Annotated in this window: 23 protein-coding genes and 2 pseudogenes; 12 read left to right on the plus strand and 13 right to left on the minus strand. The window is 63.8% G+C overall.

All coding sequences use genetic code 11. The features are described from left to right. Positions 1-82 precede the first annotated feature (82 nt). The 3 genes from OW521_RS23430 to OW521_RS23440 all read left to right on the plus strand — a co-directional run bounded on the left by OW521_RS23430 (position 83) and on the right by OW521_RS23440 (position 1,636). Positions 83-967 carry an aldo/keto reductase gene (locus tag OW521_RS23430; RefSeq protein ID WP_268021843.1) on the plus strand — a complete coding sequence of 295 codons (885 nt, stop codon included), beginning with the start codon at positions 83-85 and terminating at the stop codon, positions 965-967. Between the two features lie 20 nt (positions 968-987). Beyond that, positions 988-1,167, plus strand: coding sequence for a hypothetical protein (locus OW521_RS23435; RefSeq protein WP_268021844.1), 180 nt, complete (start codon positions 988-990; stop codon positions 1,165-1,167). Between the two features lie 67 nt (positions 1,168-1,234). Next, positions 1,235-1,636 (plus strand): (R)-mandelonitrile lyase, encoded by a 402-nt coding sequence (locus tag OW521_RS23440; protein WP_268021845.1) that lies wholly within the window; start codon positions 1,235-1,237, stop codon positions 1,634-1,636. A 172-nt stretch (positions 1,637-1,808) separates the two neighbouring features. On the opposite strand, the gene OW521_RS23445 is transcribed toward OW521_RS23440, so the two are convergent. Beyond that, on the minus strand, positions 1,809-2,939 hold the full coding sequence (locus OW521_RS23445) for a YVTN family beta-propeller repeat protein (RefSeq protein WP_268021846.1): 1,131 nt from the start codon (positions 2,937-2,939) through the stop codon (positions 1,809-1,811). An 887-nt stretch (positions 2,940-3,826) separates the two neighbouring features. Between OW521_RS23445 and OW521_RS23450 the strand changes: the two genes are divergently transcribed. The 4 genes from OW521_RS23450 (at position 3,827) to OW521_RS23465 (ending at position 6,039) form a co-directional block, all read left to right on the plus strand. Further along, positions 3,827-4,177, plus strand: coding sequence for a DUF6454 family protein (locus OW521_RS23450; RefSeq protein ID WP_268026080.1), 351 nt, complete (start codon positions 3,827-3,829; stop codon positions 4,175-4,177). Beyond that, positions 4,174-4,365 (plus strand): hypothetical protein, encoded by a 192-nt coding sequence (locus OW521_RS23455; RefSeq protein WP_268021847.1) that lies wholly within the window; start codon positions 4,174-4,176, stop codon positions 4,363-4,365. The genes OW521_RS23450 and OW521_RS23455 overlap by 4 nt, the downstream gene beginning before the upstream one ends. 491 nt (positions 4,366-4,856) lie before the next feature. Then, positions 4,857-5,363: a hypothetical protein gene (locus OW521_RS23460; protein ID WP_268021848.1), complete on the plus strand. Its 507-nt coding sequence runs from the start codon at positions 4,857-4,859 to the stop codon at positions 5,361-5,363. A 133-nt stretch (positions 5,364-5,496) separates the two neighbouring features. After that, complete coding sequence (locus OW521_RS23465) at positions 5,497-6,039, plus strand: NADPH-dependent F420 reductase (protein ID WP_268021849.1); 543 nt, start codon at positions 5,497-5,499, stop codon at positions 6,037-6,039. A gap of 384 nt (positions 6,040-6,423) precedes the next feature. Here OW521_RS23465 and OW521_RS23470 read toward each other — a convergent pair whose 3' ends face one another. From OW521_RS23470 to OW521_RS23495, 6 genes are all read right to left on the minus strand, one after another. Further along, complete coding sequence (locus OW521_RS23470) at positions 6,424-7,881, minus strand: UDP-glucose dehydrogenase family protein (RefSeq protein ID WP_268021850.1); 1,458 nt, start codon at positions 7,879-7,881, stop codon at positions 6,424-6,426. A gap of 106 nt (positions 7,882-7,987) precedes the next feature. Next, positions 7,988-9,100: a right-handed parallel beta-helix repeat-containing protein gene (locus OW521_RS23475; protein ID WP_268021851.1), complete on the minus strand. Its 1,113-nt coding sequence runs from the start codon at positions 9,098-9,100 to the stop codon at positions 7,988-7,990. After that, complete coding sequence (locus OW521_RS23480) at positions 9,097-10,995, minus strand: right-handed parallel beta-helix repeat-containing protein (RefSeq protein WP_268021852.1); 1,899 nt, start codon at positions 10,993-10,995, stop codon at positions 9,097-9,099. Before OW521_RS23480 ends, OW521_RS23475 begins: the two co-directional genes overlap by 4 nt. Beyond that, positions 10,995-12,260 carry a glycosyltransferase gene (locus OW521_RS23485; protein ID WP_268021853.1) on the minus strand — a complete coding sequence of 422 codons (1,266 nt, stop codon included), beginning with the start codon at positions 12,258-12,260 and terminating at the stop codon, positions 10,995-10,997. The genes OW521_RS23480 and OW521_RS23485 overlap by 1 nt, the downstream gene beginning before the upstream one ends. Before the next feature lie 352 nt (positions 12,261-12,612). Continuing rightward, on the minus strand, positions 12,613-13,593 hold the full coding sequence (locus OW521_RS23490; protein ID WP_268021854.1) for a D-2-hydroxyacid dehydrogenase: 981 nt from the start codon (positions 13,591-13,593) through the stop codon (positions 12,613-12,615). Then, complete coding sequence (locus tag OW521_RS23495) at positions 13,590-14,495, minus strand: isocitrate/isopropylmalate family dehydrogenase (protein WP_268021855.1); 906 nt, start codon at positions 14,493-14,495, stop codon at positions 13,590-13,592. Before OW521_RS23495 ends, OW521_RS23490 begins: the two co-directional genes overlap by 4 nt. Between OW521_RS23495 and OW521_RS23500 the strand changes: the two are divergent. Continuing rightward, a pseudogene (locus OW521_RS23500) lies at positions 14,446-14,618 on the plus strand (aldehyde dehydrogenase family protein); the annotation flags it as partial. The gene OW521_RS23495 and the pseudogene OW521_RS23500 overlap by 50 nt on opposite strands. A 33-nt stretch (positions 14,619-14,651) precedes the next feature. Continuing rightward, positions 14,652-15,350: a GntR family transcriptional regulator gene (locus tag OW521_RS23505; protein WP_268021856.1), complete on the plus strand. Its 699-nt coding sequence runs from the start codon at positions 14,652-14,654 to the stop codon at positions 15,348-15,350. A gap of 702 nt (positions 15,351-16,052) precedes the next feature. On the opposite strand, the gene OW521_RS23510 is transcribed toward OW521_RS23505, so the two are convergent. Further along, complete coding sequence (locus tag OW521_RS23510) at positions 16,053-16,490, minus strand: hypothetical protein (RefSeq protein ID WP_268021857.1); 438 nt, start codon at positions 16,488-16,490, stop codon at positions 16,053-16,055. Positions 16,491-16,666: 176 nt separating this feature from the next. On the opposite strand from OW521_RS23510, the gene OW521_RS23515 reads away from it, so the two are divergent. Together OW521_RS23515 and OW521_RS23520 are read left to right on the plus strand one after the other, a co-directional pair. Beyond that, positions 16,667-17,596 (plus strand): ABC transporter ATP-binding protein, encoded by a 930-nt coding sequence (locus tag OW521_RS23515; protein ID WP_268021858.1) that lies wholly within the window; start codon positions 16,667-16,669, stop codon positions 17,594-17,596. After that, entirely contained in the window at positions 17,596-18,864 is a 1,269-nt protein-coding gene (locus OW521_RS23520; RefSeq protein ID WP_268021859.1) for an ABC transporter permease, read from the plus strand. The genes OW521_RS23515 and OW521_RS23520 overlap by 1 nt, the downstream gene beginning before the upstream one ends. A gap of 340 nt (positions 18,865-19,204) precedes the next feature. Here OW521_RS23520 and OW521_RS23525 read toward each other — a convergent pair whose 3' ends face one another. From OW521_RS23525 to OW521_RS23545, 5 genes and pseudogenes are all read right to left on the minus strand, one after another. Continuing rightward, positions 19,205-20,083, minus strand: coding sequence for an aldo/keto reductase (locus OW521_RS23525; RefSeq protein WP_268021860.1), 879 nt, complete (start codon positions 20,081-20,083; stop codon positions 19,205-19,207). Beyond that, the gene (locus tag OW521_RS23530) at positions 20,080-20,418 is read right to left on the minus strand and encodes a putative quinol monooxygenase (RefSeq protein WP_268021861.1); all 339 of its coding nucleotides are present in this window, start codon (positions 20,416-20,418) and stop codon (positions 20,080-20,082) included. The genes OW521_RS23525 and OW521_RS23530 overlap by 4 nt, the downstream gene beginning before the upstream one ends. 98 nt (positions 20,419-20,516) lie before the next feature. After that, positions 20,517-21,517 (minus strand): annotated as a pseudogene (locus tag OW521_RS23535) (aldo/keto reductase family protein). Positions 21,518-21,553: 36 nt separating this feature from the next. Then, positions 21,554-22,579, minus strand: a complete 1,026-nt coding sequence (locus OW521_RS23540; RefSeq protein ID WP_268021862.1) for a LacI family DNA-binding transcriptional regulator — start codon at positions 22,577-22,579, stop codon at positions 21,554-21,556. A 141-nt stretch (positions 22,580-22,720) separates the two neighbouring features. After that, positions 22,721-22,975, minus strand: coding sequence for a hypothetical protein (locus tag OW521_RS23545; protein WP_268021863.1), 255 nt, complete (start codon positions 22,973-22,975; stop codon positions 22,721-22,723). 565 nt (positions 22,976-23,540) lie between these two features. On the opposite strand from OW521_RS23545, the gene OW521_RS23550 reads away from it, so the two are divergent. Next, complete coding sequence (locus tag OW521_RS23550) at positions 23,541-24,023, plus strand: hypothetical protein (protein WP_268021864.1); 483 nt, start codon at positions 23,541-23,543, stop codon at positions 24,021-24,023. Positions 24,024-24,296: the final 273 nt, after the last annotated feature.

Raw genomic sequence — 24,296 nt, forward strand, 5'->3', positions numbered from 1 at the left:
ACCTCCCGGCCACCCGCTTCAAGGGGGTACTGACGTGCACTCCCACAACCCCGCACATCTGCATACCGTGAAAGGCATGGACATGGAACTAACTCTCAATAACGGCGTCACAATGCCAGCCCTGGGCCTCGGCGTCTTCCAAAGCGCCCCGGAGCAAACGACGGCGGCCGTCGAGGCCGCGCTGGCCACCGGCTACCGGCACATCGACACTGCCGCCGCGTACGGCAACGAGCGGGAAGTCGGCGAAGGCATCCGCCGCTCGGGCCTGGACCGTACGGAGGTGTTCATCGAGACCAAAGTCTGGGTCAGTGACTACGGCTACGACCGGGCCCTGCATGCCTGGGAAAAAGCGACGGGCAAGCTCGGCGTCGACTACCTGGACCTGCTCATCCTGCACCAGCCCGCACCCGACCGGTTCGAAAAAACCATCGCCGCCTACAAGGCGCTGGAGACCCTGCTCGCCGGCGGGCGGGTGCGGGCGATCGGCGTAAGCAACTTCATGCCGCACCACCTGGAGCAGTTGCTCGACTCGACCGACGTCGTCCCGGCCGTGAACCAGATCGAACTTCACCCCTACTTCACCCAGCCCGCCGTCCAGGCAGCCGACGCCGAACACGGGATCCTCACCCAGGCCTGGTCGCCGATCGGCGGGATCACCTTCTACCCGGGATGGGGCGGCCAGGAGCGGCGGAACGTCATGGAAGACCCGGCAATCGCCACCATCGCGCGGGCCTACGGCAAGAGTCCGGCACAGGTCATGCTCCGCTGGCACTTGCAGCAGGGCCGCTCAGCCATCCCGAAATCGACCAGCCCGGCACGCATCGCCGAAAACTTCGACGTCTTTAACTTCGAACTTAGCGCCGCCGAACGCGCCGCCATCGACGCACTCAACACCGGCAACCGCAACGGACCGGACCCTGACGAAGCCCGCGAAGAGCGCTTCGCCATGGTCATCCCCGAAGCCTAGGACAGAGAGAAGGAACCACTATGGAATACCGTCACCTCGGCCGCACCGGCGTGCGGCTCAGCCCCTTATGCCTCCGTGCGATGAAGTTCGACCCCTGGATCAACAGCGACACCGCCAATTCCATCCGCATCATCCACCGCGCCCTCGACGCAGGCATCAACGGAGCTCGCGAACTGACACCACTGGCAAGGCGACGGTGACAGACGCAACCGCAACCGCGGTGAGCGCCAAACAACTCTTCACCGAAGAAAAGTAGTAAGGAAGACCATGAATATCGAACCCGCTGCGCCGACCACGAAGAACCCGCCGGCCCAATTCGCCGGCGACGTCTGGCTCGACCCGATCGCACTGCCCCATGAGAGCGACCAGACGATGGTCGTCGCGACCGTTCGCTTCGCTCCCGGTGCCCGCACAGCCTGGCACTCCCACAAGCACGGCCAGTACCTACGCGTCACCCAGGGCGTCGGCCGCTTCGGTACCCGAGACGGCAAGATCATCGAGGTCCATCCGGGCCAGACGCTCTACACTCCACCGGATGAGGAGCACTGGCACGCTGCTGCCCCCGGCTGCTTCATGGAACACATCGCCATGCTTCAGAACGGCGAGGACCCCGCCAAGACCACCACCTGGCGCGAGCACATCACAGACGACGAGTACAACGGTCGCTAAACACCGGATGCCATTATCGTCAGCCCTAGACGTTGCGGGGCTGCGTTTCCCATTTGCATGTCCCTTGACATCCAACGCATTGATGAACAGTCGGGCCAGCTCGAAAGCCCTTTACCCTGCAAACGCCCCCGGCACTCTGCGCGGTGAAGGCGACGGCCTGAGCGCTGTGCGGTCACCGCGCCGGAGCAATCACGACATCCTGAGGACCAGTACCGACCGTAACTGTCGCAATGACGGTGTTACTGGCAGTGTCGGTGACAGAGACCTTGCCGTCCTCACACAAGGTGGAATAGACGTAGCGACCGTCGTTGGTGATTGAAACGCCGTATGGCTCGATGCCGGCGACCGGTACCGCCGCCGCGACCGAGTTTGTCCCAGTATCGATGACCGAGATGGTGTGGCTTACCGCGTTCGTGATGTATGCCAGAGTTCCCGCGGGATTGACAACAACGCCGTACGGTGCAGTGCCGATCGGGATGGTCGCCACGACCGAGTTGGTATTGGTGTCGATCACCGAGGCAGAGCCGTCCGCGTCGTTGGCCACGTAGACGGTGGTCCCATTTGGTGTGATCGCGATTCCATACGGATCTGCCTGGACCGCAATGGTCGCAACGACCCCGAGGGTGGCCGTGCTGATCACGGAGACGGTGCGGTCGGTGGCATTTGTCACATAGAGGTTTGCCCCGTTCGGGCTGACGGCGAGGCTGTGCGGGTTGTTGCCCACCGTGATGGTGTTCATTACCGTGCCCGTCGCGGTGTCAATGACAAAGACTGCGTTCTGCGCCGTCGTCGCATACGATTCGCTGCGCATATCGGCGTCGCTGCGGTAGAACGGGGGCGCTGCCGCGCCTGTGCCGCCCGCCACGGGGCCGTAGCCGGCAACGTAAAGGCGCTGGTTGTCCGGTGAGACGGCGACGCCGAAAGGACCGGTGCCAGCCGGCAGTGAAATGGTCTGGGAAACCAGAGCCGTGCCAGTGTCGATGACCGAGATCGAATCGCCGACGTTGTTCGCGGTGTAGACATGCGCGCCATCGGGCGAGGCAGCGATCCCTACCGGGTAGGGATCCGTAGCGATCGTCGCGACCACGGTGTTGGTGGCGACGTCGATGACCGAGACCGTGTCGCTGGCGCCGTTGGCGACGTAGGCCTTCTGCGTCGAAGCGGCCAAAGTAGTGGTCAGCGGGCCCTGGATGGCTAGCTGGGCGCCGCCCAAAAGCAGCACAAAGAGCAGTACTACCGGCCCGGTAGCCCCGAGGCGCAGCAGTCGGGGCATACCGGCACGCGGGAAGGGAAAGCTGCGCATAAGATCCTCACTCGTCACATTCGCTGTATCCGGGGCAGTCCTTGCGCCGCAGCCGCGGGGGCGGATCGGTCGACGAACGACGCCTCGGGTTGGGCAACAACTACCTTCCGTTCGCGGGGGCACTCACGGCGGGGCTCAGTGCGCCGTACGTTTGCTTTGCTCAACTCCCGGTCGGCTGATATTACGTGGTCGAATATGTCCCAGACACGAGTGAGCGATACCCGGTTAGTGCGCCACTTATCTCAATGAACTAAGAGTGGTTACGCGGTTCCCACCCTTGCCACGGATTAGCGCTGCGATTCACAGTTCTGCCCCTGCCCATGTCAGCGGTACCAGCAGGGTGAGTTCAATGGTGATCCCGGATGGGGGCGGCAACGTTCACGCTCCTGGGACTGACAGGACGGTCTTGCCCGGCCAGCGGAAACGCGCAGATTCAAGGCCATGCCCCGCGGTACCAAACCTGTACCAACCGCGCTTGAGACCTCACAGCTGGCCGTGGACATCGAATCAACCCACGGTGAACGGCATCCTCCAAGCTCCGAGGGGAGGCGCGCCGGACGGACCCTGGCGTTCATCAGCCCGCTAACAAGGTTTCATTACCAGCAAGTAGCTTTGAGAGCTCTTGTTAGGACCCAACCTTTTGAGAGGCTCCCATGAGTACGACAAGCACCCGAGGTATCCTCACGGCCGCCGCCATCATCTTGGCCGTCGGCGGCGATCGGCGGCACCGCGGCCGCCCAGGCTGCCGGCAACAATGACGAGCAAGGCGGCAACAACGCCGAGTCCGGCACCCACAGTGAAACAAACAGTGCCCTGGCCGACGCGTTCAACGGCGTTGACAGGAACACGAACTGGCAGGGATCGACTTCGACGGCACCAACGTCTGGATCCCCGTAGCCCAGTACCGGCCCAACAGCAGCGCCATCATCTACCGCGTTGACGCGAACACCCTCGACCTCCACAAGCAATTCGAGATCAAGGACCACTTCGGCGGCATCGTGATGGACAAGCAGACCGGCCACCTGGTCGGCAACACTTGGGGATCCCGCCGGTTCGCCGAATGGGACCTCCAAGGCAAGCAGCTCTCCACCTGGGATAACCCGAACTACTTCATCGACTACCCGGACTGCCGATACGTGCCGAACTCAAAGATGCTGTGCGCCGGGATCACCAACCTCCCCAGACTCCGGCTGCCGGGGGCAAGGCAACCACCTATGAACTCGGTGGCATTGCGATGATCGACCTCAAATCCCACGGCGTGATCCGCGACGTTCCGTTCCAGCAATGGTCCACCGCCGGCCACGTCGCCACCCGCAACCCGTTCAAAATGACCGCCGACGGGAACCACCTCACCATGAAGGTAGCCCCCGAAGGCAACGGCACCGAAATCCTCACCTACGAAGCCACAGTCACCCCCACCAAGTAATCCAACCGGGCCGCAAGCCGGGCGGGACACACCGCGCACGGCGGTGGACCACCAATGGCGGTCCCGAAGCAGACCGCTTGGAACTCGTGCGTGTCTGGGAGCAGCACCTGCTCCATGCGCGGCCCGGGGTTGCGCCCAGTCCCCCATGAACTTCCAAGCCTCACGCTTCCCCTTGTCAGGATCCGGGCGGCCGGCCCGCGTCTGCTCATAGTAGACGGGCCATCGGGTCGCGCCCGAGACCGTCAGGGATCCTCGGGACGGTGAACTCCCACACGACGGCGAATCCGCCCCGCTCCGCGTTCTACCTACGCAACACCACCATCTCCAACTGTGAACAAGCCAGGGGGGCGTTGGCGGCTGGCCGCCGGCCCTTGATCATTCCCGAATCCCGTGTTGAGCTGGTGCGCATGACGCATAGAGGACGGATCACTGTCTCGGCCGGCATTCCCCCCAATCGTGAAGTTTTTCAGGGGCCATGTTCGGAGCATTCCATGAATAATCCGCCACTCGTGGTGCCCGGCGGTTCGCCCGGGCCCTTCCCACGCATGGTGCTCTCCTCGCCCTTGGCCGGTTACGACGTCACCGTCGTCGAGGGGAAAAATGCGGTGATAGCACTGCGGGCTTTGCAGGCTCTGCCCGGGGCGCTGTTCTTCACGCTTCAGATCTTCAGCGCTCCTGAACTGGAATTGAAAGGCAGGGGCGCACAGAAGGTTCCGCGTCCGGAGCCTGCTCCCGGAGGGTTTGTTGTCGAAGCCCTCTTCAAGGAGGCGGCAAGCCCGGGTGATGAGTCCGTGCGGATCCCGGTCGATATCCACTCCGGTGGCGGGGGCATGGGCCGATGGGATCTCTCCTACTGGTTCAAGGTGCCTGATCCGGTACCCGCGGAGGTTGCCTTGGCGGTTGCCTGGCCCGATGCCGGGATCCAGCCCACGGTTCTTAGCATCGCCCGGGACGATATTCTCGGGGCGACTCCCGAAGAGCTCGGCTTCCCCCGTTAGCCACATCGCGAAAATAGGCTGGCTGGCGGCGAGGGCGCCGGCACTGGTGTAGGTGACGCTCACCCCGGCACCGAAGGAACCCCCGGAACCGAAGACGGGGGTCTCGCCCCTAACTCCCGCAACGCCAAATCCATTGGGGAATTCTGGTCGGCCGCTAGAGGACTGGCGGGCCCGGGCAGGCGTTCTCGATGAGGAGCCGGGCAAGGCGGAGCGCGCGCTGACCGTAGGCGGCGCCGTCAAGGACAGCCGCGGTGGCATAGGTGCCGTTGAGTATGACGAGCAGTTCGTCCGCGAGCCGCTCGGGGTCCTCAGCACCGGCGTCGAGCGCCAGGGAGCGGAACCAGTCCCGCACCTGCTGTTTGTGCCCGACTCCCTCGGCGAGCAGATCCAGCGCGCCTTTCCCGCGGCCCGGGTCGTCAAGTCCCTCAACACTATGAACGCCGCCCTCATGACCCACCCGGACCGCCTGACCGAGGCCAGCACGGTCTTCGTCTCCGGGAACGACGCCGACGCCAAGAACACCGTCACCGGGCTCGTGAACGGCTTCGGCCACCAAGACGTCATCGACCTCGGCGACATCACCACTGCACGCGGCACCGAAATGCTCCTGCCTGTGTGGCTCCGCCTCTGGGGCGCCCTCGGCACACCAAACTTCAACTTCAAGATCGTCCGCTAAACGGCCGGGTAGATCGGCTTCACATCCCGTTGAGCGCGTCCGCGGCGTAGACGGGCCGGTTGGCGACCTGCCCGACCAGACCCTTGACGACAATGGCTTCGATGAAGATCGCCATCGTCGAATGGACGAGTTCTGGCAGGCGGCGCTGATCTCCCGATCGTCAGAGCCTTGGCATCGAGCGAGAGGACCATCTCATCGAGGTGGTTCTGAAGGCAGCTGCGGTTTCGGGGTTTCATGATGGTGATTCTCAGAGGGCCGATTTGGTCGGCGTATTCGTTCGTCCGCTCACCTGGATATCGATGCAGCCCTGGATTGTGCCGCGGCAGCGGGGCGTTTGAGGAGCCGGGCCGCCGGGGCGTTTGAGGAGCCGGGCCGCCGGTGCGCTCAGGCCTGCGGGGCGGGTTCGAGGGAATGTGTGCGGCCGGTCTGGATTCCGCGCCGGCTCGGTGGCGGTGAGCTGGGGCTCTTGGTGGGATTGGGTGTGCCGAGGGCGCGGTAATCCCAGCCTGCGGCGCGGTATGCGCCTGCGTTTAGAGCGTGCCTGCCGTCGACGATGTTGCGCAGTTGCACGAGTTCGCCGAGCACTTCCGGGTCGGCGTCCCTGAATTCGTCCCATTCGGTGAGGAGCGCGACGATCTCGGCTCCCGTGACGGCTGTTTCGAGTGTCTGGGCGTAGCCAAGTTCAGGGTAGGTTTTCCGCGCGTTGTCCATGGCCTTGGGGTCGTACACCGTGACGCGGGCGCCGGACTGGTGGAGCATACGGGCGACGTCGAGGGCGGGGGCGTCGCGGACATCGTCGGAGTCGGGTTTGAACGCGGCACCGAGAACGGTGATGTTCACGCCGGTCAGGTCCCCGAACGCCATTTCGGTGATGAGGTCCACTGTTCGTTGCCGGCGGCGCTGGTTGATGGCATCGACCTCCCGCAGGAATCCAACGGCCTGTCCGACGCCCAGTTCCTTGGCCCTGTGGGCAAATGCGCGGATGTCTTTGGGGAGGCAACCGCCGCCGAAGCCCAGACCGGGTTTGAGGAACCGGCCGCCGATCCGATTGTCGTAGGACAACGCCAGGGCGAGGTGGCTGACATCGGCTCCGGTGGCTTCGCAGATTTCGGCCATCGCGTTGATGTAGGAGATCTTGGTGGCGAGGAAGGAGTTCGCGGCCACTTTGACGAGTTCCGCGGTGGCCAGATCGGTCAAGATCACCGGGGTGCCTCCCTTGATCATCGGTGCGTAACAGGCGGCGAGTCGTTCGCTGGCCCAGTCGGAAGGGGTGCCAAAGACCAGCCTGTCCGGGTGGAGTGTGTCCTCGACCGCGTGTCCTTCGCGGAGGAATTCCGGGTTCCATGCCAGCTCAGCCAGTGCCCCGGCGGGGGCCGTTGCCTGCACCAGGGCTGTGAGGCGCTGCGCGGTGCCAATCGGGACGGTGGATTTTCCGGCAATGAGGCATTTGCGGGTCAGGTGCGGGGCGAGCTGCCGGATGGCCGCGTAGATGAAAGTCAGGTCGGCCGCAGGCGAGGCGGGCGCTTGCGGAGTGCCGATGCACAGGAAATGGATGTCCGCGCCCGCGGCGGCGGCGAAGTCGGTACTGAAATCAAGCCGTCCGGTGGCCAGGGCCTTCCCCAGGAGTTCTTCCAGCCCCGGTTCGAAGAACGGCAGCTGTCCGCAGCCCAGGGAGTTGATCTTCGCGGCATCGATGTCGATGCCCGTAACCCGCAGGCCCAACGACGCCATACAAATGGCGTGCGTGGCGCCGAGATACCCGGTACCAATGACCGTGATGCGCGGGCGGGGACCGGTTTCCGGCGGGGCGGACGAGTTGACGGGGATGGGGGAAGCGGGCATGGTCATCCTTTCAGCGTGGCCCGGGTGGCGGGTCACAGGTGCGTGCATTTGATGTTGCTGAGCCGGCCGGCGCCGATGGTTTTGTTGGAACACTCGACGGTGTTGTTCATCGGAGGCGTGGACGCGATTGCTGCCCCCGGCCGGTGATCGTGGCGGTGTTATTACGGAAAAGGTTGTGATCCCCCCAACCGAGGAGGATGTTGTGGGTCTGGAAACCGTCACGAGGACTCTCCGCACCGGTGTTGCCTTCGATGGTCCATGCGTTGCCTTTGACGTTGACCCAGGCGTCCGCAGCGGTCATGGCGCTGCCGCTGAAAGTGTTGCCGGAGATGACGCCGCCAATGGTGCCTTCCTTGATGTCGATATTCTCGGCGGTGGTCTCGCTGATGGAGTTCCGGGCGATCACGTTGAAGTTGCTTTCATCGGGTCGGCAGCCTGTGAGGGCGCACCAGTTGCCAACGGCGGTGCCGACATAGATGCCTTCGCCATATTCAGGGGTGACTCTGCCTGTGTTGTTCACGGTGTTGGCGAGCAGAAGGTTGCCGGTGCTGTTTCGACGCAGATGGATGCCTTCCTGGCCGACGCCTGTGACAGTGAGTTGTTGCAGCACGGCGCCTTTGACGGTATCGGTCACGATGCCTTTCTGGCCGTTGCGTATGGTCAGTCCCGAAATGACCCAATAGTCCGCATGATCCAGGTGCAGAACGTACCCTGTGTCCGTGTTACCGCCGTCCAGAACCGCGCCCGGTCCCCCGCACAGGAAAATCCGACGCTCCAAGGTGCCGGGGCGGTCGGCCGTGAAGTTCCCGGTGTAGATGCCGTCTGCCACGGAAATGACGTCACCGGGGTTGGCCCCCCCGAGGGCAGCGGACAGCTGGTCTTTGTTCCGCACAGTAGTTGTGGCGCCGGGGCAGTCCTGGGCCGTGGATGCCGGGACCGGACCCTGGCCGGCGCGGGCGCTGAGCGCAGCGGCGCTCATCGGCGCGGCCCCTGGTTCTTGCTCCGCCGAGGCGGTGGGGTCGCCGGCAGCCGCCGACGTCGTCACACCCGAAGAGGGGAAGGCGGACTGCCCGTCCGGCGTCGGGCCGGCCCCCGAACGGTACGTGAACACGGGGTGGCGCAGCGACATCGAGAGCAGGCCGACGAGGAGGAACGCGATGATCATGGCTCCGGCCAGGCCCCAGGCCGCCAGTCGGGTCCGGCCTCGTGGGGGGCTCATCTTCGTGACCTTGACGGACCGGGCTCGTCTGGCTCCCCGGCATAGGTGCGGGGCCCTTCCTGGGGACCACGAACGTGTGAGGCGGTAAAGGTGGCCAGCGGAGCCTGGGACGCGTACGGATGCACGATTTTCCGGCGACCGCGCCGACCCTTGAAGGCTGTCAGGATCAGGATGAACGCCAGCAACGTCCAGATGACCGTCAAGGGTTGGAAGAAGTTCGCGACCCTGGCCCAGAACGGTTCCGTCTTGACCCATCCCTGAGTGTCGTTCCCGGACCGGACGACACTGCTATGGCTATCGCGCAGATTCAGGGCGCTGGGCCCGGAACCGCCGATGGTGTTTCCGTGCAACTGGACGGGAGAACTGCCATTGATGGTGATTCCGTGAAGAGTCAGCCCGGTCATGGTGTTCCGGGTAACCTGACCGGGGCTATTTCGCAGATAGATTCCCGTAGTTCCGCCGGTAATGTTGTTGCCGGCGATCAGGGTGTCCGGGGCGCCGTCGACGACGGAAACGGACCGGGTCTTCTGGTTTTCGAACCGGTTCCCAGCGATCGTGACAAAGGCTGCTGATCTGGAGATGTCGATGCCTCGATCGTTGCCGGCGATGGTGTTGGCATGAAGGCCGATCTTCCGGCCACCCGTGACCTCAATGCCGTACCGGAGGTTGCCGCCCGTGTGACTGCCGGACACTGTCTGATCGGACGAGGACGTCCCCGGGTCCCCGCCGGCTGACGGTCCCTCGGCCAGGGGGATTCCCTTGATGAGGATGCCGCTGCGCCCGTTGAAGTCTGCTGTGGCCCCGGTCAGGGTGATCCCGGCCGTGGCCCGGGCGAGAACGAAGCCGTTGCCGGCGTTGTGAGATGCAGCGGTGTCGATGATGCGCGCGCCTGTCACGAACCGGTGCAGGACAACACCGTCCACGAGGCTGTTCTGGACCGTAACGTTCCGGACCTCCATCCCCCGGCTCTTTGAGGTGAAGATTCCATAGGCATTCCCCGTGATCGTGGTGTCTTGGATGGAGCCGCTGGCGAAATTGTCTGGAAGCGGCCCGGGGTCGGCCGCCAGCTTCCGGACACTTTCCGGGGCCGGTGCGACGGGGGGTTTCGATCCTGGAACTTTGGGGGGTCGTGCCACGAGCGAAGATGTCGTGGTGGGCCGATCGGTACCGGTCAAGGCGAGGCCTCCGGTGCGTCCGGACCAGAAGCCGAGAGATTCGATGTGTGCCCCCGCGATCGTTGTCATGCCCCCGATTGAGCGCAGGTAGGCGCGTCCGTCGGAGGTGACGCTGTCGGGAGCACCCTTCACGGGATCCCAGCTGCCGACCCGGGCCGGCGCGTCTGCGGTGCCGGTGATTTCCAGCTTCCCGCCATCATTGACAATCGAGACGAAACCCGAAGGAGCACTCGCCAAGTGAAGGTTCAAGCCGCCCGGGGCATCAAGAGCCAGATCGGCACCGGCTTGGACCATGACGTTCTCGCTGAGCAGGTAAGTACCGTCGGGTTCATGCACGAAGGTCTCCGGCGCGAGCCCGGCCAGATCCTGGACAGTGTAAGGAGCCGGCCTGGCCGTGAGGACCAATGTTCGGGAGCTCCCGATTGCCACCTCGTATGGGGATACGAGCTTCTCTCCTCTCATTCGGGCGGCGACGGCGGCCGCCCGGACCCGGATCAACCGCTGGTCTTCGGCCCCGACCAGGAGGGGCTCGTTGCGGGCGTCCCCCGGGTAGCTTCGCGTTCCCGTTGCGGTATCGGAAGGTGTCACCACCGTTGCCGGGGCGACGGACGAGGACAACGGTGCGGGTTCTCCGGTAATTCCGGCTGCCGTAGCCGGTATCGAAAGATGGGTCAGCGAGAGCGCCAGCATGCCAAGGGATGCCGCATGGAGGCCGCCCATTATTGCTTGTCCATGGCGGTGAGAGTGGCGGCGGTCTGGCCTTCGCCTCCGGACAGGTTGTCTTGGCGCGTCAGCCATCCTTGTTTGTTCATTGTCAGGAACGCGTATGCTTTCACCGGCAGTGCTACGGCGATCACGACCAAGGTCAGCAGTGGAAGAAGCAGCAAGTCCCGGGGATGCCGGCGCAGATGGGAAAGACCGCGGATCCCTCGGCCAAGCAGAACCCAGGCCAGCGCCAGGATGATGCCGACCGGTGTCAGCTCCAGACGGCCCCACAGCAAATACGTCATCGAAACGCCCATGGTCACCGGTGTCAGGAGGATCTGCAGAACAGTGATTTTTGTAACGAACGGCACCTGCCACAGCCAGCCCTTGTACATCGCGGTCAGGTAACAGCGGTAGGAATTCCGGCTCCACCGCACCCGCTGTTTCATGAATCCGCGCAGGGTATTGGGGAACATCGAGAGCGCCCGGGCCGAGGACTGGTGGACCGTCTTGTAACCAGAGGCCAGGACCAGCCAGGTAAGCCTGCCGTCATCACCGGAAATGCAACGCCGGCCCAGGAAGAACTCGTCCTCCAGATGTGGAAGAAGCGGCAGGACGACCGAGCGTCGGTACGCGGCGGTCCTTCCGGACAGGCAGGCGACGGCGCCCGCGCGTCCCATCGCCGGAACATAGTCGAAGTAGCGCAGGTCGACCAGCCAGTCGGCGATTCGGCGCCAGACGTTGGACTCGCTCTCGTACACGTTCTGTTGGGTTCCCACCCCGCCGACCCAAGGGTCTTCGAAGGGCATCTGGACGGCGGCCAGCAGGCCCGGCTCCCAGAAGGTGTCCGAATCGACGAAAATCAGCAGGTCACAGGCGGCAGCGCGGACGCCGCACCCCAGCGCCGAACGTTTACCGGCGTGACGAAACAGCACCGGACGGACCACGGGGTTCTCCAATGCCGTGATCCGGTGGTACGCCTCGAGGTCCTTGATGTCCAGCACGATGATGATTTCGGTCGGATTCTGGGCCAACCACGTCTCCAGACAGCGCATTAGTATGTCCGGGTCTTCATGGAAGGAGGGAACGATCACCGAAGTAGAAGCGGAGAAATTACTGATGATCGGCCGGGCGCGACGTGACAGGATGACACGGTAGAGCCACAGACCCCAAACGATGGTCCCGGCCAACGCGACCGGCATGTACCGATGCCATGAGGACAGATCCACACCGCCAAACACCGGCCCGGCGACGAGCGGCAAAACCGCGACGGTAATCACCGCCGCCACCGCCAGTTACAGCCCAGTGCGCTGAAACGGGACAAGGGAGTGCGCAGAGACCCGGTCCAAACCATGAGGAGACCCTTCCTGGGCGCATTGCCGAAGCACAGTCAGTGAACCCAAGCTAGAACCGGCCGATGCCGCCCGTCTTGAGTGCCGACTACCCGGAAGCGGTAACCGCCATAGAGTGGCGCCACCTGTTTCCTCCCGTAATGTCTCCGCGAGGCGCACTCTGATGAACCCAATGGTGGGGTGGCCTCAACTAAAACTGCGATTCATCAACAGGCGAGCCGTGAAGGTGGCCCGGAACAACCTGCAAAACCGGTCCCAAATCAAGCTGCCGTACTCGGGGTCAGGAAGCGGGGACAAATCCGAGGGTCTTGTCGACCACGTTCAACAATGGTTCGCTTTTGACGAACCGTCCCAGATTCTCCAAGAACAGCTTGCTGAGGTCGTCGAGATAGTTTTCAGCGTCACCGCTCAGGTGAGGGGTGATGATGACGTTCTCCATACTCCAAAGTGGGTGTCCCCCAGGTAACGGCTCCGGGTGCACGACATCGAGGGCGGCACCGGCAATGGAACCGGAGGCCAACGCTTCGGTCAGGGCTCCGGTGTGAACACGTTCGCCGCGGCCGACATTGATCAGGTGCGCCGACGGTTTCATGGATGCAAGCACGTCGACGTTCACCAGCCCCCTGGTCTCCGCGGTCAGCGGAGCCGCGAGCAGAAGATAGTCGAAGTCGTGCACCACATTGGCCAGGTCCGCGGAGGAGTAGATCACATCAAAGTCGTCGTCATGCGATCGGACTGTGCGTCCGGCACCGCTGACCGCCATGCCCACGGCACGGAACAGTCGCGCGGTTTCGCGTCCGATGGAGCCAGTGCCCACTACCAGCACGCTCTGGCCCTGAATCTTTCGGGTGACCCGGTGCTGCCACCGTTGTTGCTGCTGGAACCGGAATGAACGCTGCGCATCCTTGGCCAAATCCAGGACGAAACCAAGGGCAAATTCGGCGATGGCCCGGCTGAGCACACCCCGGGAGTTCGTGTACACAACGTCGCTTTGGATCAGTTCATCGAAGAGACGCTGGCTCACACCGGCCGCCGAGACATGAACCCACCTCAGCGACGAGGCTGCAGCCCAGTTCTTCTTCAAGGCAGGTGAGAACGAATGCCACTGGTACAACACGTCCGCGCCGTCCAGCGCGTTTGCCAGTCCATCGGCGGTCGTCAAGCGCACTTCGGCCAGTTCTTCGATCTCCCCCAGCCGGGGCGGCAAAGTTTCCCGGTACAGGACTGCGACGACAGGCCGCCTGCGTTCCGGAACCGTCACGATGACGCCGGATTGTTTTCCGTGGTGGCGTCCATCGCGCCAACGGCGTCGATGACGTCAATCGCGGCCAGGACAGCGGCGGTGAATTCGGACGTCGAGGACGGTCCACCGACGTCGCGTGTGCCAAGCCCCTCCCGGAGGACAGACTCGAAGGCCAATTGGAGGTGCTCGGCAGCTTCCGGGTGCCCGAGGTGCTGAAGCATCATGGCCCCCGACCACATCTGGCCCACGAGGTTAGCCAGGCCTTTGCCTGCAATGTCCGGGGCTGATCCGTGGACGGGTTCGAAGAGGGACGGGAAGTCACCTTCGGGATTGAGGTTGGCACTCGGGGCTACACCGATGGAGCCGGTGACGGAGCTACCCAGGTCCGAGAGAATGTCCCCCAGCAGGTTGGAAGCAACGATCACGTCAAAGGTCCAGGGCCTCAGGACCAGGTGCGCGGCCAACGCGTCCACAAGTTCGCTGGTGAGCGTCACGTCGGGGTAGAGGCGGGCTGTTTCTTCCACCACCTCGTCCCAGAAGGGCATAGTGTGGACAATGCCGTTGCTCTTGGTTGCCGAGGTCAGTCGGCCCTTCCGGGAGGATGCGAGCGATGCCGCATAGTGCGCGGCCCGTGATACTCCCAGGCGGGTGAAAATGGTTTCCTGGACCGCAGTTTCATGCGGCAGCCCGCGATAGGTCCGGCCGCCAACCTCCGAGTACTCCCCCTCGTTGTTTTCACGAACAATGAGGATATCGATCGGTTCCTTGGACGCAAGGGGTGACTTCACGCCGTCGAGCGTTTTCACCGGACGGAGGTTGATGTGCTGCTGGAATTCGCGGCGGATCGGGATCAGGAGACCCCACAGGGAAGCGATGCGGTTCTCAGCGGAGCTGGAAGTGGGAATGGTAGGGCTTAACACCGGCGTCGTGTCCAATCCAGCCGCTCCTTTCGGAGGTGTCAAGCAGTCGGGCCTGGGACGTGAAGGCGGAAAGATCGGATCGAAGAATTCCTGGAATACAAATACACCGCAATAGCGGTCTAATAGATTCAATTTGGCAAAGTATGAAATGAGGGGATGTCAATGGCGGCACCGGAGGGAATGTTCATATTGGAGGGCCGGCCCACGGCGCAGCTGATCGCTGACCAACTCCGCGAGCTCATCGTCCAAGGGGCTTTCAGCCCCGGTCAGCAGGTGAACGAATCTGCCTTGGCGAGTCAGCTCAACACGTCAAGGGGACCCCTCAGGGAAGCTCTGCAGCGCCTGTGCCAGGAAGGCATCCTGGTGTGCAAGCGTAATCGCGGCGTTTTCGTGCTGGAGCTTTCAACCGAAGACATCAAAGAGATCTACGCCGTACGCGAGGCGGTGGAACTGGCCGCCGCCAACACTCTCCTCGACTCTAGTCCGGACCAGGTCACGGATACCTGCCGAGAGCTCAAGGGCATCATCAAGAACATGGCGAAGCAGGTTGCGGCGTCGGACTGGCAGGCGATCGCCAGGATCGACATGCAATTCCACACCGCTTTCGTTTCAGGCAGTGGGAACACGCGACTGATCCGGATTTACGAGACACTCACCGCGGAGTCCCGCATGTGTATCCTCAGCCTGGAAGTCGCATATCCCCGCATAGATGTGCTCGTTCAGGAACACCAAAACATCTTGGACCTTCTTGAGGCGCGCGACCGGAGCGGACTTCAACAAGCCATAAAGCGGCACATGCAGAAAGCCGTCGAGGACCTTACTACGACGCGACAGCCAAGTGGTGCTACCGCGTAAATGTTGCTAGCGCACCGGACACAAAGCAGCAGTCCAACTCCCCTGATACGAAGGCACCCCCAGCGTCGCGACGCCGGGGGTGCCTTCGCGCGTGCACCAGCGATCGGATCCAGCATGAGCAGTAGCAGCATTCATGGCTCGCTCAGTCAGAGGCGAAACTTGGGAACGGGAACGTTGTGGGTTACTGGCCGCAGTCCCGTGCCGCGGGCGGAACAGGTTCTGCCCCGCCCAGGCATGAGTTCGACGTGGCGGTCCCGGAAAGGCGTCTCAGTTCACGGGTACGTGCTCAGTTACGAGGTCTGGAACAACAAAAGCTCCCTCGCAGCTCCAGATTTGCGCATCTAGAACCGCCTCGTCTCCGCCCAGACGGCTTCATCGAAGCTATGTCACTTTTCAGGCGCTACTTTCCGGATCACAGGCAACGGTGCCGTATCGAAGAATCGGTATTCCCTCGTGGGGAACCGGATTGGTTTTCCTGCGGCTTCTGCTTTCTCCCGGACAAAATCGTGGTCTTCCGGGGAGAGGACAACCTGCCCGTGCGGGTCACGCTCGGTGTCCTTGGGTGCGCCCCTGCTGAACTTAGCCGAGATAGCAGAGGGTAGAACCAGACATGCCGGATTTTCCAGAAGCCAAGTTCGGGTCTCGGAATCGAGCCGATCCCACTCATCCTTGAGGCTCACGCTCGCAAACACCGCCTTCCTGCTAGGCATATCCTGAATTTGAAAGTCCGTCCAGATTACCCCTGCCCTTCAGGAGGATGATAGGCCCGAGACCGCTCACCCGTGGTTCTGATAGCAGTGTCCTAGCTGGGCAAACTGGCGGTCCATCCGGTGAGCCGCAGAAGGTCAGCCGCGATGTCCTGGACGTTGAGATCGTTTGGTGGGTCCGGTGCACCCAGTCGGGCGTGAGCAGTTCGAGTTCCATGACTGCCGCGTTGCTACGGTCGAGATGGTCCTGCAAGTCGTTGCCCTTGATGCGCCCGCGCAGGCTGGCAGAACCGGCCTCGTCTGAGGCGGTCAGCAGAACAGCGGTGATTCGTGATTCATCCCCCACGGCCTGCTGCCAACTCTTGGGTGACCGGACGATGACCGTGTTGGTGTAGATCATCCGCCGGTAGCCAAGGGCCCGGTAGTTCGCCAAGACAGCGGCGCTCGGCCACGCTTAGTGTGTGTGCAGTAGGCATATCAAGATCCCTTCGTCCATGCAGGAAACCGGGACCTCTATCTGCTCGTCGACATACGTCTTCCTACTGGAACAGTATGGGTTCGAACCGAATCGTGACGCGAAACTCCCAAGAACTTATATAGGGTGTTTGCATGACTGCGGGGGGTGCGGCTGTTGAGCCGTTGGTGCACATCAAAGACTTCAGGATGGATTTCGGGGACACGCAGGTCATCAAGGACCTGTCCTTCGACGTCCGGGCCGGGGAGACGTTCGGGTTCCTGGGCAGCAACGGCTCGGGCAAGACCACGACCCTGCGGGCGCTGCTGGGCATCTATCAGCCCACGGCCGGGACCCTGCACATCGGCGGGAAGACCTTCGACCCCCGCGACGGCGTCCGGCTCGGCTACCTTCCGGAGGAACGCGGGCTCTACAAGAAGGAACAGGTCCTGGACGTCATGGCCTACTTCGGCCGCCTCAAAGGCCTCGGCAAAGCCCAGGCCCGCACCTGGTCCCTGGAGTACCTGGAGCGGGTGGAACTGGCAGACAAAGCCGGAACCCGGCTGGACAAGCTTTCCGCCGGGGAACAACAGAAGATCCAGCTGGGCGTGACCATCATGAACGACCCCGAACTGCTGATCCTGGACGAACCCACCAAGGGCTTTGACCCGGTGAACCGGCGGCTGCTGATGGACATCATTGAAGGGCAGAAACTCGCTGGCTCCACCGTCATCATGGTCACCCACCAAATGGAAGAAGTGGAACGTCTCTGCGACCGGGTGATCCTGCTCAAGGACGGAGCCTCAAGGGCATACGGCACCGTCTCGGAGGTCCAGGAACAATTCGGCGGCACCCTCTACCGGATCGGCTATTCCGGCGTCCTCCCGTCATCGGAACTGTACGAGATCACGGCCGGCGGCGAGGGCAGCGCCGACCTGACCCCGCAGCGCGGAGCCGACGAAACCATGGTGCTGCGGGAGCTCATCAACGCCGGCGTCGCCGTCCGCAGCTTCACCCCCGAGCGGGTCTCCCTGGAGGAAATCTTCATCCGCGTCTACGGCGCCAAAGAAACGGCGGTGGCCTGATGACCACAACATCCACCCGGTCTTCGTTCCTGGGCCGGCACAACCTCGGGACCGTTGTCAGTTTCGAGTTCACTCGAACGATCAAGAAACGACGCTTCTGGATCGCCACCCTCGCGATCCCCGTGGTCATGGCCATCATCTTCGGCCTGGTCTTCGCCAGCAACTCCTCCACCCGCGCCACCGCCCAGGCGCAGAAGAACGCCGCCCTCACCTTCACCTACACGGATGCGTCCGGGATCATCCCCGACAAGGCCGCCACGGCCATGGGGGGCACGAAAGCCACCGACCCGGGCACCGCCTTGGACGAGGTGAAAGCCGGCCGCATCGACGCCTACTTCGCCTACCCGGCGAACCCCGCCAAGGAACCCGTGAAGGTCTACGGCGCCGACAAGGGCATCTTCGCAAACACCACCTACGAAGCCGTCGCCAAGCAGCTCCTCACCCTCTCGGCACAATCCAAAATCGGTTCCCCGGAACTAAGCGCCGCCGTCGGCGGCCAAATCACCGTCGACACCCAGACGTTCCGCAACGGGCAGGTCTCCGGCGGCCTCGGCACGGCCATCCCGCCGCTGGCGTTCCTGCTCGTCTTCTACGTCAGCCTCATCCTGCTCTCCAGCCAGATGCTCAACAGCACCCTGGAAGAGAAGGAAAACCGGGTCACCGAGATGATCCTCACCACCCTGAACCCTACGACCCTCATCATCGGGAAAATCATCTCGCTGTTCCTCGTCGGGCTCGTCCAGATCGGAGTGTTCCTTGCACCGATCGTCATCGGCTACACGTTCTTCCGCGACCGGCTCGCCTTGCCCTACATCGATCTGAGCTCCCTGGTCTTCGAACCCGGGCCGCTGATCACCGGGGCCCTGCTCATGCTGGGCGGATTCACCCTGTTCACGGCCGTCCTCGTCGCCATCGGCGCAATCATGCCCACCGCCAAGGAAGCCGGGGTCATCTTCGGCCCGCTCATGGCCCTGATCTTCGTCCCGTTCTACGCGATCAGCCTCATCCTCAGCGACCCGCACTCCCCCACCGTCCAGGCCTTCACCTACTTCCCGCTCTCGGCCCCGGTGACCGCCATGCTCCGCAACGGCTTCGGGACGCTCAGCCCCCCGGAGGCGATCATTGTCATCGCGGAACTCTTCATCCTCGGCATCCTCGTCCTGCGCCTGGCCGTCCACCTCTTCCGCTACGGATCAATCCAGTACTCTGGCAAACTCTCCATCACCAAAACCCTCCGCCACCGGCCACCGGAACTCGCCGGAAAATAGCCGGAACCGACTACAACGGCGCCACTGCGGGCAGCCAATGACCCGTGACTGGCTTCGTTTACCAGGACGGTGACGCTCATGCCGTCTTCTACGCCGGAATCCACATGGCCGTCGATCGCTGTCCTGGCCGCTCAGACTCGTGTGGCATCCGGCACCCGCTTGAGCGAGTCCATTCCGCCCCTTTTGATTGTCCAGGTCATGCGATCAGATTGCCCTGGCACGGAAGGAACCACCCGAACCAAAGCCGGGGGTTTCGTAGCGTGCCGGGGCCCCTTCTCGCCCGTTTTGGCCAGTCCTGCCGGCAGATCAGCCATAACTGGATCCGACGCGAGGCCGCCGCTCAGGCGACCGGTTGCTGCGCGGAGTCGAGCAGTGCGATGTCCTCGGGGCTGAGCGGGAGCGTCGCGGCCGTCACGGAGTCGAGGATCGATTCAGGACGCGAGGCGCCCGGAATGGGGATCACGACCTCGCTCTTCGCCATCTCCCACGCGAGGGCCACGACCTGAGGCGAGACCGCGTGCTCACGCGCCACGAGAGTGAAGGCCTCGTACTTCGATCCGAGCTGCGACGCCTCGGCGATCCCGCCCAACGGGCTCCACGGAAGGAAGGCAATCCCCAGGTCATGGCAGAGCCCGAGCTCGCCTTCGCTGGACCGGAATCTCGGCGAGAACTGGTTTTGCACCGAGACGAGGCGGTCGCCGAGCAGGTCGTTCGCCTCCCGGATCTGCTGCATATTGGCGTTCGAGATGCCTGCCATGCGGATGATGCCCTCGTCGAGCAGCTCCGCGAGGGCCCCGACGGAGTCGGCGTACGGAACCGTGGGGTCTGGCCGGTGGAACTGGTACAGGTCGATTGCCTCAACGCCCAGGCGCTTGGCCGACTCCTTCGCGGCCCGCTTGAGGTAGGCCGGGTCGCCGTTCTGCGCCCACGGACCCTGCGCGGGCCGGAGGTGCCCGCCCCTCGTCGCGACGATCACGTGGGACGTGTCCCCGCCGTACTGGCGCAGCGCCTTCGCGATGAGTCCTTCGTTGTGTCCGATCTCGTCCTGCGCGGCGAGGTGGTAGGCGTCCGCGGTGTCGATGAGCGTCACACCGGCGTCGACTGCCGTTTGGATGGTCTGGATCGAACGGCGCTCCTCCGGACGGCCCTCGATCGACATGGGCATGGCACCCAGACCGACAGCGCCGACGGGAACGCCGCCGATGGTACGCTGCTTCACCGCCCTGCCCCGACCGCTTCGACCCGGAGTTCGCCCATGCTGTCCCAGCCACCGCCGTCGAGCTGGCGGCTGATGATCTTCGGGGTCTCGGCGAGGGCGGGCCGCATCGCCTTGAGGCCCGCGGCGAAGTGTGGGGCGCTGACGTGCGCCTCGGCGGCGCCGTCCCGGAAGGCTTCGACCAGGACGTACGTGGAGGGGTCATCGAGCGAGCGTGACCACTCGAACCAGAGGTTGCCCTCCTCGGCACGCGTCGCGGCGGTGAAGTCGGCCACGATCTCCGGCCATTGCCCGGTGTACTCGGGCTTGGTCTTGAATTTGACGACGATGAAGATCACAAAGGATTCCTTAAGAGGTGGAGGCCGATCCATTGTTCCGTAACGGCCGTTGGGGCTTGGCAAACTGCGTTACGGAACAGCCAATGCGGGGCGTGGATTCAGGGGCGTTTGAGGAAGGACTCGACCTTGGACGGGTCGCGCTCGACGAGGTCGCCGAGAACCTCGTCGGCTTTCGCGAGCAGCCCGGGGTCGAGGACGACTCCGGCGGCGGTCGCGTTGTCCTTGAGCTGCTCGGGCCGGGAGGCCCCGACGATGGCTGCGGAGACGTTTCTGTTCTGCAGGACCCAGGCCACGGCGAACGCGGCCATTGACAGGCCGGCCTGGTCCGCGAGCGGGCGCAAGGCCTGAACAGCCTCGAGCACAGGTCGTCGCATGTAGTGGTGCTCGGTCTTGAACTCGCCGCCGTCAGAGGTGAAGCGTGACGCCGTGGGAGCCGCGGCCCCCGGGGCGTACTTGCCGGTCAGGACGCCCTGGGCGAGCGGGGACCAGACGATCTGGCTCAGGCCGAGTTCTTCACTCAGCGGAACGACTTCGGGCTCGATGACGCGCCAGAGCATGTTGTACTGGGGCTGGTTCGAGACGAGGTGGATGCCGAGCTCCTTCGCGAGGGCGGCGCCCCTGCGGATCTCCCCGGGGTCCACTCGGAGACGCCGATGTAGTGGGCCTTGCCGGCACGCACGATGTCCGCGAACGCTTGCATGGTCTCTTCGAGCGGGGTTTCGTAGTCGTAGCGGTGTGCTTGGTACAGGTCCACGTAGTCGGTCCGGAGGCGGCGCAGGGAGCCGTTGATGGACTCCATGATGTGCTTACGGGAGAGGCCTCTGTCGTTCTTGCCGGGCTGGCCGATCGGGAAGTAGACCTTGGTGAAGATCTCGAGTCCTTCACGCCGGACACCGTCGAGGGCCTCGCCGAGGGCGGTCTCGGCGCGCGTGCCCGCGTAAGCGTCGGCGGTGTCGAAGGTCGTGATCCCGAGGTCCAGGGCTGTCCGGACGCAGGCCGTGGCCGCTTCCTGGTCGATCTGTTCGCCGTGCGTGGTCCAGTTGCCGTACGCGATCTCGCTGACGTACATGCCGGAGTTTCCGAGCTTGCGGTATTCCATGGGGATTCCTTATGGGTTTGGGTGGATTGTGAAAGGTCAGCGGGAGGCGGCCCGGAGGCGGCGGGGCGGCGCGGTCGAGCCGCGCACCACGAGACGGGGCCCGATGCGCCCGACGGCGGCCGGGGCTCCCGCGAGGGCCGCAACCAGCGCTTCGGCTGCGAGGCGTCCTTGGTCGGCGACGCCGTGGTCCATCGTTGTGAGACCAACGACGCCCGCGAACTCGTGGTTGTCGTAGCCGACGATGGAGAAATCGTCCGGGACGTTGAGCGAGGCCCCGCGGAGCGTGGCCATTGCCCCGAAGGCGATCTCGTCCGACGCCGCGAGGAGCGCCGTCGGCGGTTCCTCCGCGGTGAGCAGTTCGGCCATGGCAGCCGCACCGGCGTCAACCGTGTTCTCTACGACGAGCTCGAGGCCCGGGTGCGCGGGAAGGCCCGCCTCGGCCAGTGCATCGCGGTAGCCTAGGAGCCGCTCGGCCGGCGGCACGCCGCCGAGGGTCGAACCGGGACCGGCGCGCAGGCCGACGAAGGCGATACGCTCATGCCCGAGATTGATGAGATGGCGAGTCGCGGCGCGTCCGCCGACGCGGTCCTCCACCTGGACGGAGGAGGCGCCCGCGCGCTCCGAGCCGACAAGCGAAAGGACCTGCCCCTGCGCCTCGAGCGACGCTAGCTCCTCGGGCCCGAGTTGAAGGGCCACGACGAGCGCACCATCGGAGCGCCCGTGCAGGCGCGGGCTCGCGAAGAAGTCGGCCCGCAGCTCCGCGGTGGACAGCTCGGTCAGGAGAACGTCGTAGCCTTCGCGGCTCAGCACGCGCCCGGCGGCGGCAATGACCTCGGCGAAGAACCACTTCGTGAGAAGAGGGACGACGACGGCGACTGTGCGCGTGCGCCCCGTTGCGAGGCGGGACGCACTCGGCGACGCGACATACCCCAACTCCACAGCGGCATCTCGCACACGCTTGCGCGTTGGCTCCGAGATACCGGGGACCCCCCGGAGCGCGCGGGACACCGTGGAGATGGAGACTCCGGCGCGCTCGGCGACAGCCTGGACGGAAACGGTCATGTGAACAGGGTAACCCCCTTAAAGTTTCTTCGCAAGCGCTTGCAATCGTGTATCGATGTCATACGGGATCAAGCTGGCGTGTCCCGCTGAATTCCCAGCGAGGGGCGGCAGGGGCCTTTCTGTCGTCCGGTGCGTCTGGTCTCAGTCGCCGACGCCGGCGGGTTCGGACTGTTCCTTATCGAAGCGGATGAGCCACGACTTGTTGGCGTCCACGATCGGCCGGTCTGGTCCGTCAATGACCCTTGGGCCGGTCAGCACCACGTCGCCGCTGATGGTGCCGGCGTCGTGGACAGCTTCCGCGTGGGCCAGGACGGTGGCACAGTGGTTGGCGGGCAGCCTTTCGGCCCTTGCGTTGAAGTTCCGGTACATGGTCATCGAGTATTTGCTGATGGCCATCGGTTGGAAGTCACCGCCGACGAGAAGGGTCAACTCCCGGCGAGGGCGTCATCGTCCGTGACCCTGTGGCTGGTGACTCAGAGCGGCGGTGTTTCCACTGTTCGATTGGCGATCCTAGCTGCTGCGGATGACAGAGGTCGAGCGGACCGCGCCGGAGTCCGCCACCCATTGTTGAGCCGGTTGAGACGGTTCCTTTGGGCTCATTGATCAGCGGCAGTTAGGTCGCACCGAGCTACGACTGTCGTGCACTCCAGTCACCTGAGGCGCAAATTAACAAGTATCCGCTACTCGTGCCACGGCTACATTGCAAGAATTATGCTCACTGGCGTAAGTCCCGGGCGCTGATCCTTTGGTGCAGTCCGGGCGAATCGAGCGGCGCGTAACAGGATGCACCGGTGTCAGGGCCCAGTCCCGAACGAACACGGCGATATGAACCGCGGTCTTCAAGTCGCCTGCATGGATCCGCAAGCCTTGACATAGGACAGAAGTCTTCCACCTGTGCGATGCCGACTGCCCGTTGACTGGTTCCGGGTCCGCACTCTAAAGAACAGAAAGACAGGACGCAATGTTGAAATCATCCCTGGCCGGGCTTAGCGCTTCGGCCCTCCTGGCAGCAACCTTTGCCGTCGGTGCCGCCACTCCGGCTCTGGCCAACACAACGACAACCACGCATACCAGTACCATCAACGATGCAATCCCGGTAACGTGCGACGGACCAGGCTTCACTTCCTACACAGGATCGGGCAACTCGGTCACCCATCTGACGGTCAACAACGCAGGGGACTCCTGGTTCACCACGACAACAGAAGGAACGGTCACCCTGCACACGCTGTGGAACGGCGCCTCGACCTCATGGACCGGTCATGTTCAGGAGTGGTTCGGAAGTGAAGACAACAACAAGAACGCCGTCCAGCACGCCACGTTCAACTTCAACGGCACGAGCACCTCGGATCCGTCCAAGTCGCTGACCATGCACGCAGCATTCACCCTCACCGTCAACGCCAACGGCACAGTGGTCGTCAACAACCGGACCGTCTCCTGCCAATGACGCTCCCAACACCTTGACCTCGCGGAAGATGGGCATATCGGCCCGGGGCGGCGCAGATGAGCGCGTTTTAGTCGCCGAGCCTCTTAGCCATCTTGTACCACTCGAGGAAGCTGACGGGCCGGACGGGTTGCCGCCCGAGTGCCGCCCCAGCCTGCGGCGGCGGCGGCTAAAACTAAAGTCTGCAGCTTCCACAGCGGTGGAAGGTCAAGGCCGGAGGCAGGTCCAAGACTCTGTGTCCGGACGCGTCCGCGGTCCTGGCTGTTAGGCGGCGGC

The organism is Arthrobacter sp. MMS18-M83 (assembly GCF_026683955.1).
Lineage (GTDB): Bacteria > Actinomycetota > Actinomycetes > Actinomycetales > Micrococcaceae > Arthrobacter.

Excerpts from the sequence above, each read along its gene's own strand:
- OW521_RS23430 (WP_268021843.1), top strand. The coding sequence starts at position 83 with ATGGAACTAACTCTCAATAACGGCGTCACAATGCCAGCCCTGGGCCTC.
- OW521_RS23435 (WP_268021844.1), top strand. The coding sequence starts at position 988 with ATGGAATACCGTCACCTCGGCCGCACCGGCGTGCGGCTCAGCCCCTTA.
- OW521_RS23440 (WP_268021845.1), top strand. The coding sequence starts at position 1,235 with ATGAATATCGAACCCGCTGCGCCGACCACGAAGAACCCGCCGGCCCAA.
- OW521_RS23445 (WP_268021846.1), bottom strand. The coding sequence starts at position 2,939 with ATGCGCAGCTTTCCCTTCCCGCGTGCCGGTATGCCCCGACTGCTGCGC.
- OW521_RS23455 (WP_268021847.1), top strand. The coding sequence starts at position 4,174 with ATGATCGACCTCAAATCCCACGGCGTGATCCGCGACGTTCCGTTCCAG.
- OW521_RS23460 (WP_268021848.1), top strand. The coding sequence starts at position 4,857 with ATGAATAATCCGCCACTCGTGGTGCCCGGCGGTTCGCCCGGGCCCTTC.
- OW521_RS23470 (WP_268021850.1), bottom strand. The coding sequence starts at position 7,881 with ATGCCCGCTTCCCCCATCCCCGTCAACTCGTCCGCCCCGCCGGAAACC.
- OW521_RS23475 (WP_268021851.1), bottom strand. The coding sequence starts at position 9,100 with ATGAGCCCCCCACGAGGCCGGACCCGACTGGCGGCCTGGGGCCTGGCC.
- OW521_RS23480 (WP_268021852.1), bottom strand. The coding sequence starts at position 10,995 with ATGGGCGGCCTCCATGCGGCATCCCTTGGCATGCTGGCGCTCTCGCTG.
- OW521_RS23505 (WP_268021856.1), top strand. The coding sequence starts at position 14,652 with ATGTCAATGGCGGCACCGGAGGGAATGTTCATATTGGAGGGCCGGCCC.
- OW521_RS23515 (WP_268021858.1), top strand. The coding sequence starts at position 16,667 with ATGACTGCGGGGGGTGCGGCTGTTGAGCCGTTGGTGCACATCAAAGAC.
- OW521_RS23520 (WP_268021859.1), top strand. The coding sequence starts at position 17,596 with ATGACCACAACATCCACCCGGTCTTCGTTCCTGGGCCGGCACAACCTC.
- OW521_RS23540 (WP_268021862.1), bottom strand. The coding sequence starts at position 22,579 with ATGACCGTTTCCGTCCAGGCTGTCGCCGAGCGCGCCGGAGTCTCCATC.
- OW521_RS23545 (WP_268021863.1), bottom strand. The coding sequence starts at position 22,975 with ATGGCCATCAGCAAATACTCGATGACCATGTACCGGAACTTCAACGCA.
- OW521_RS23550 (WP_268021864.1), top strand. The coding sequence starts at position 23,541 with ATGTTGAAATCATCCCTGGCCGGGCTTAGCGCTTCGGCCCTCCTGGCA.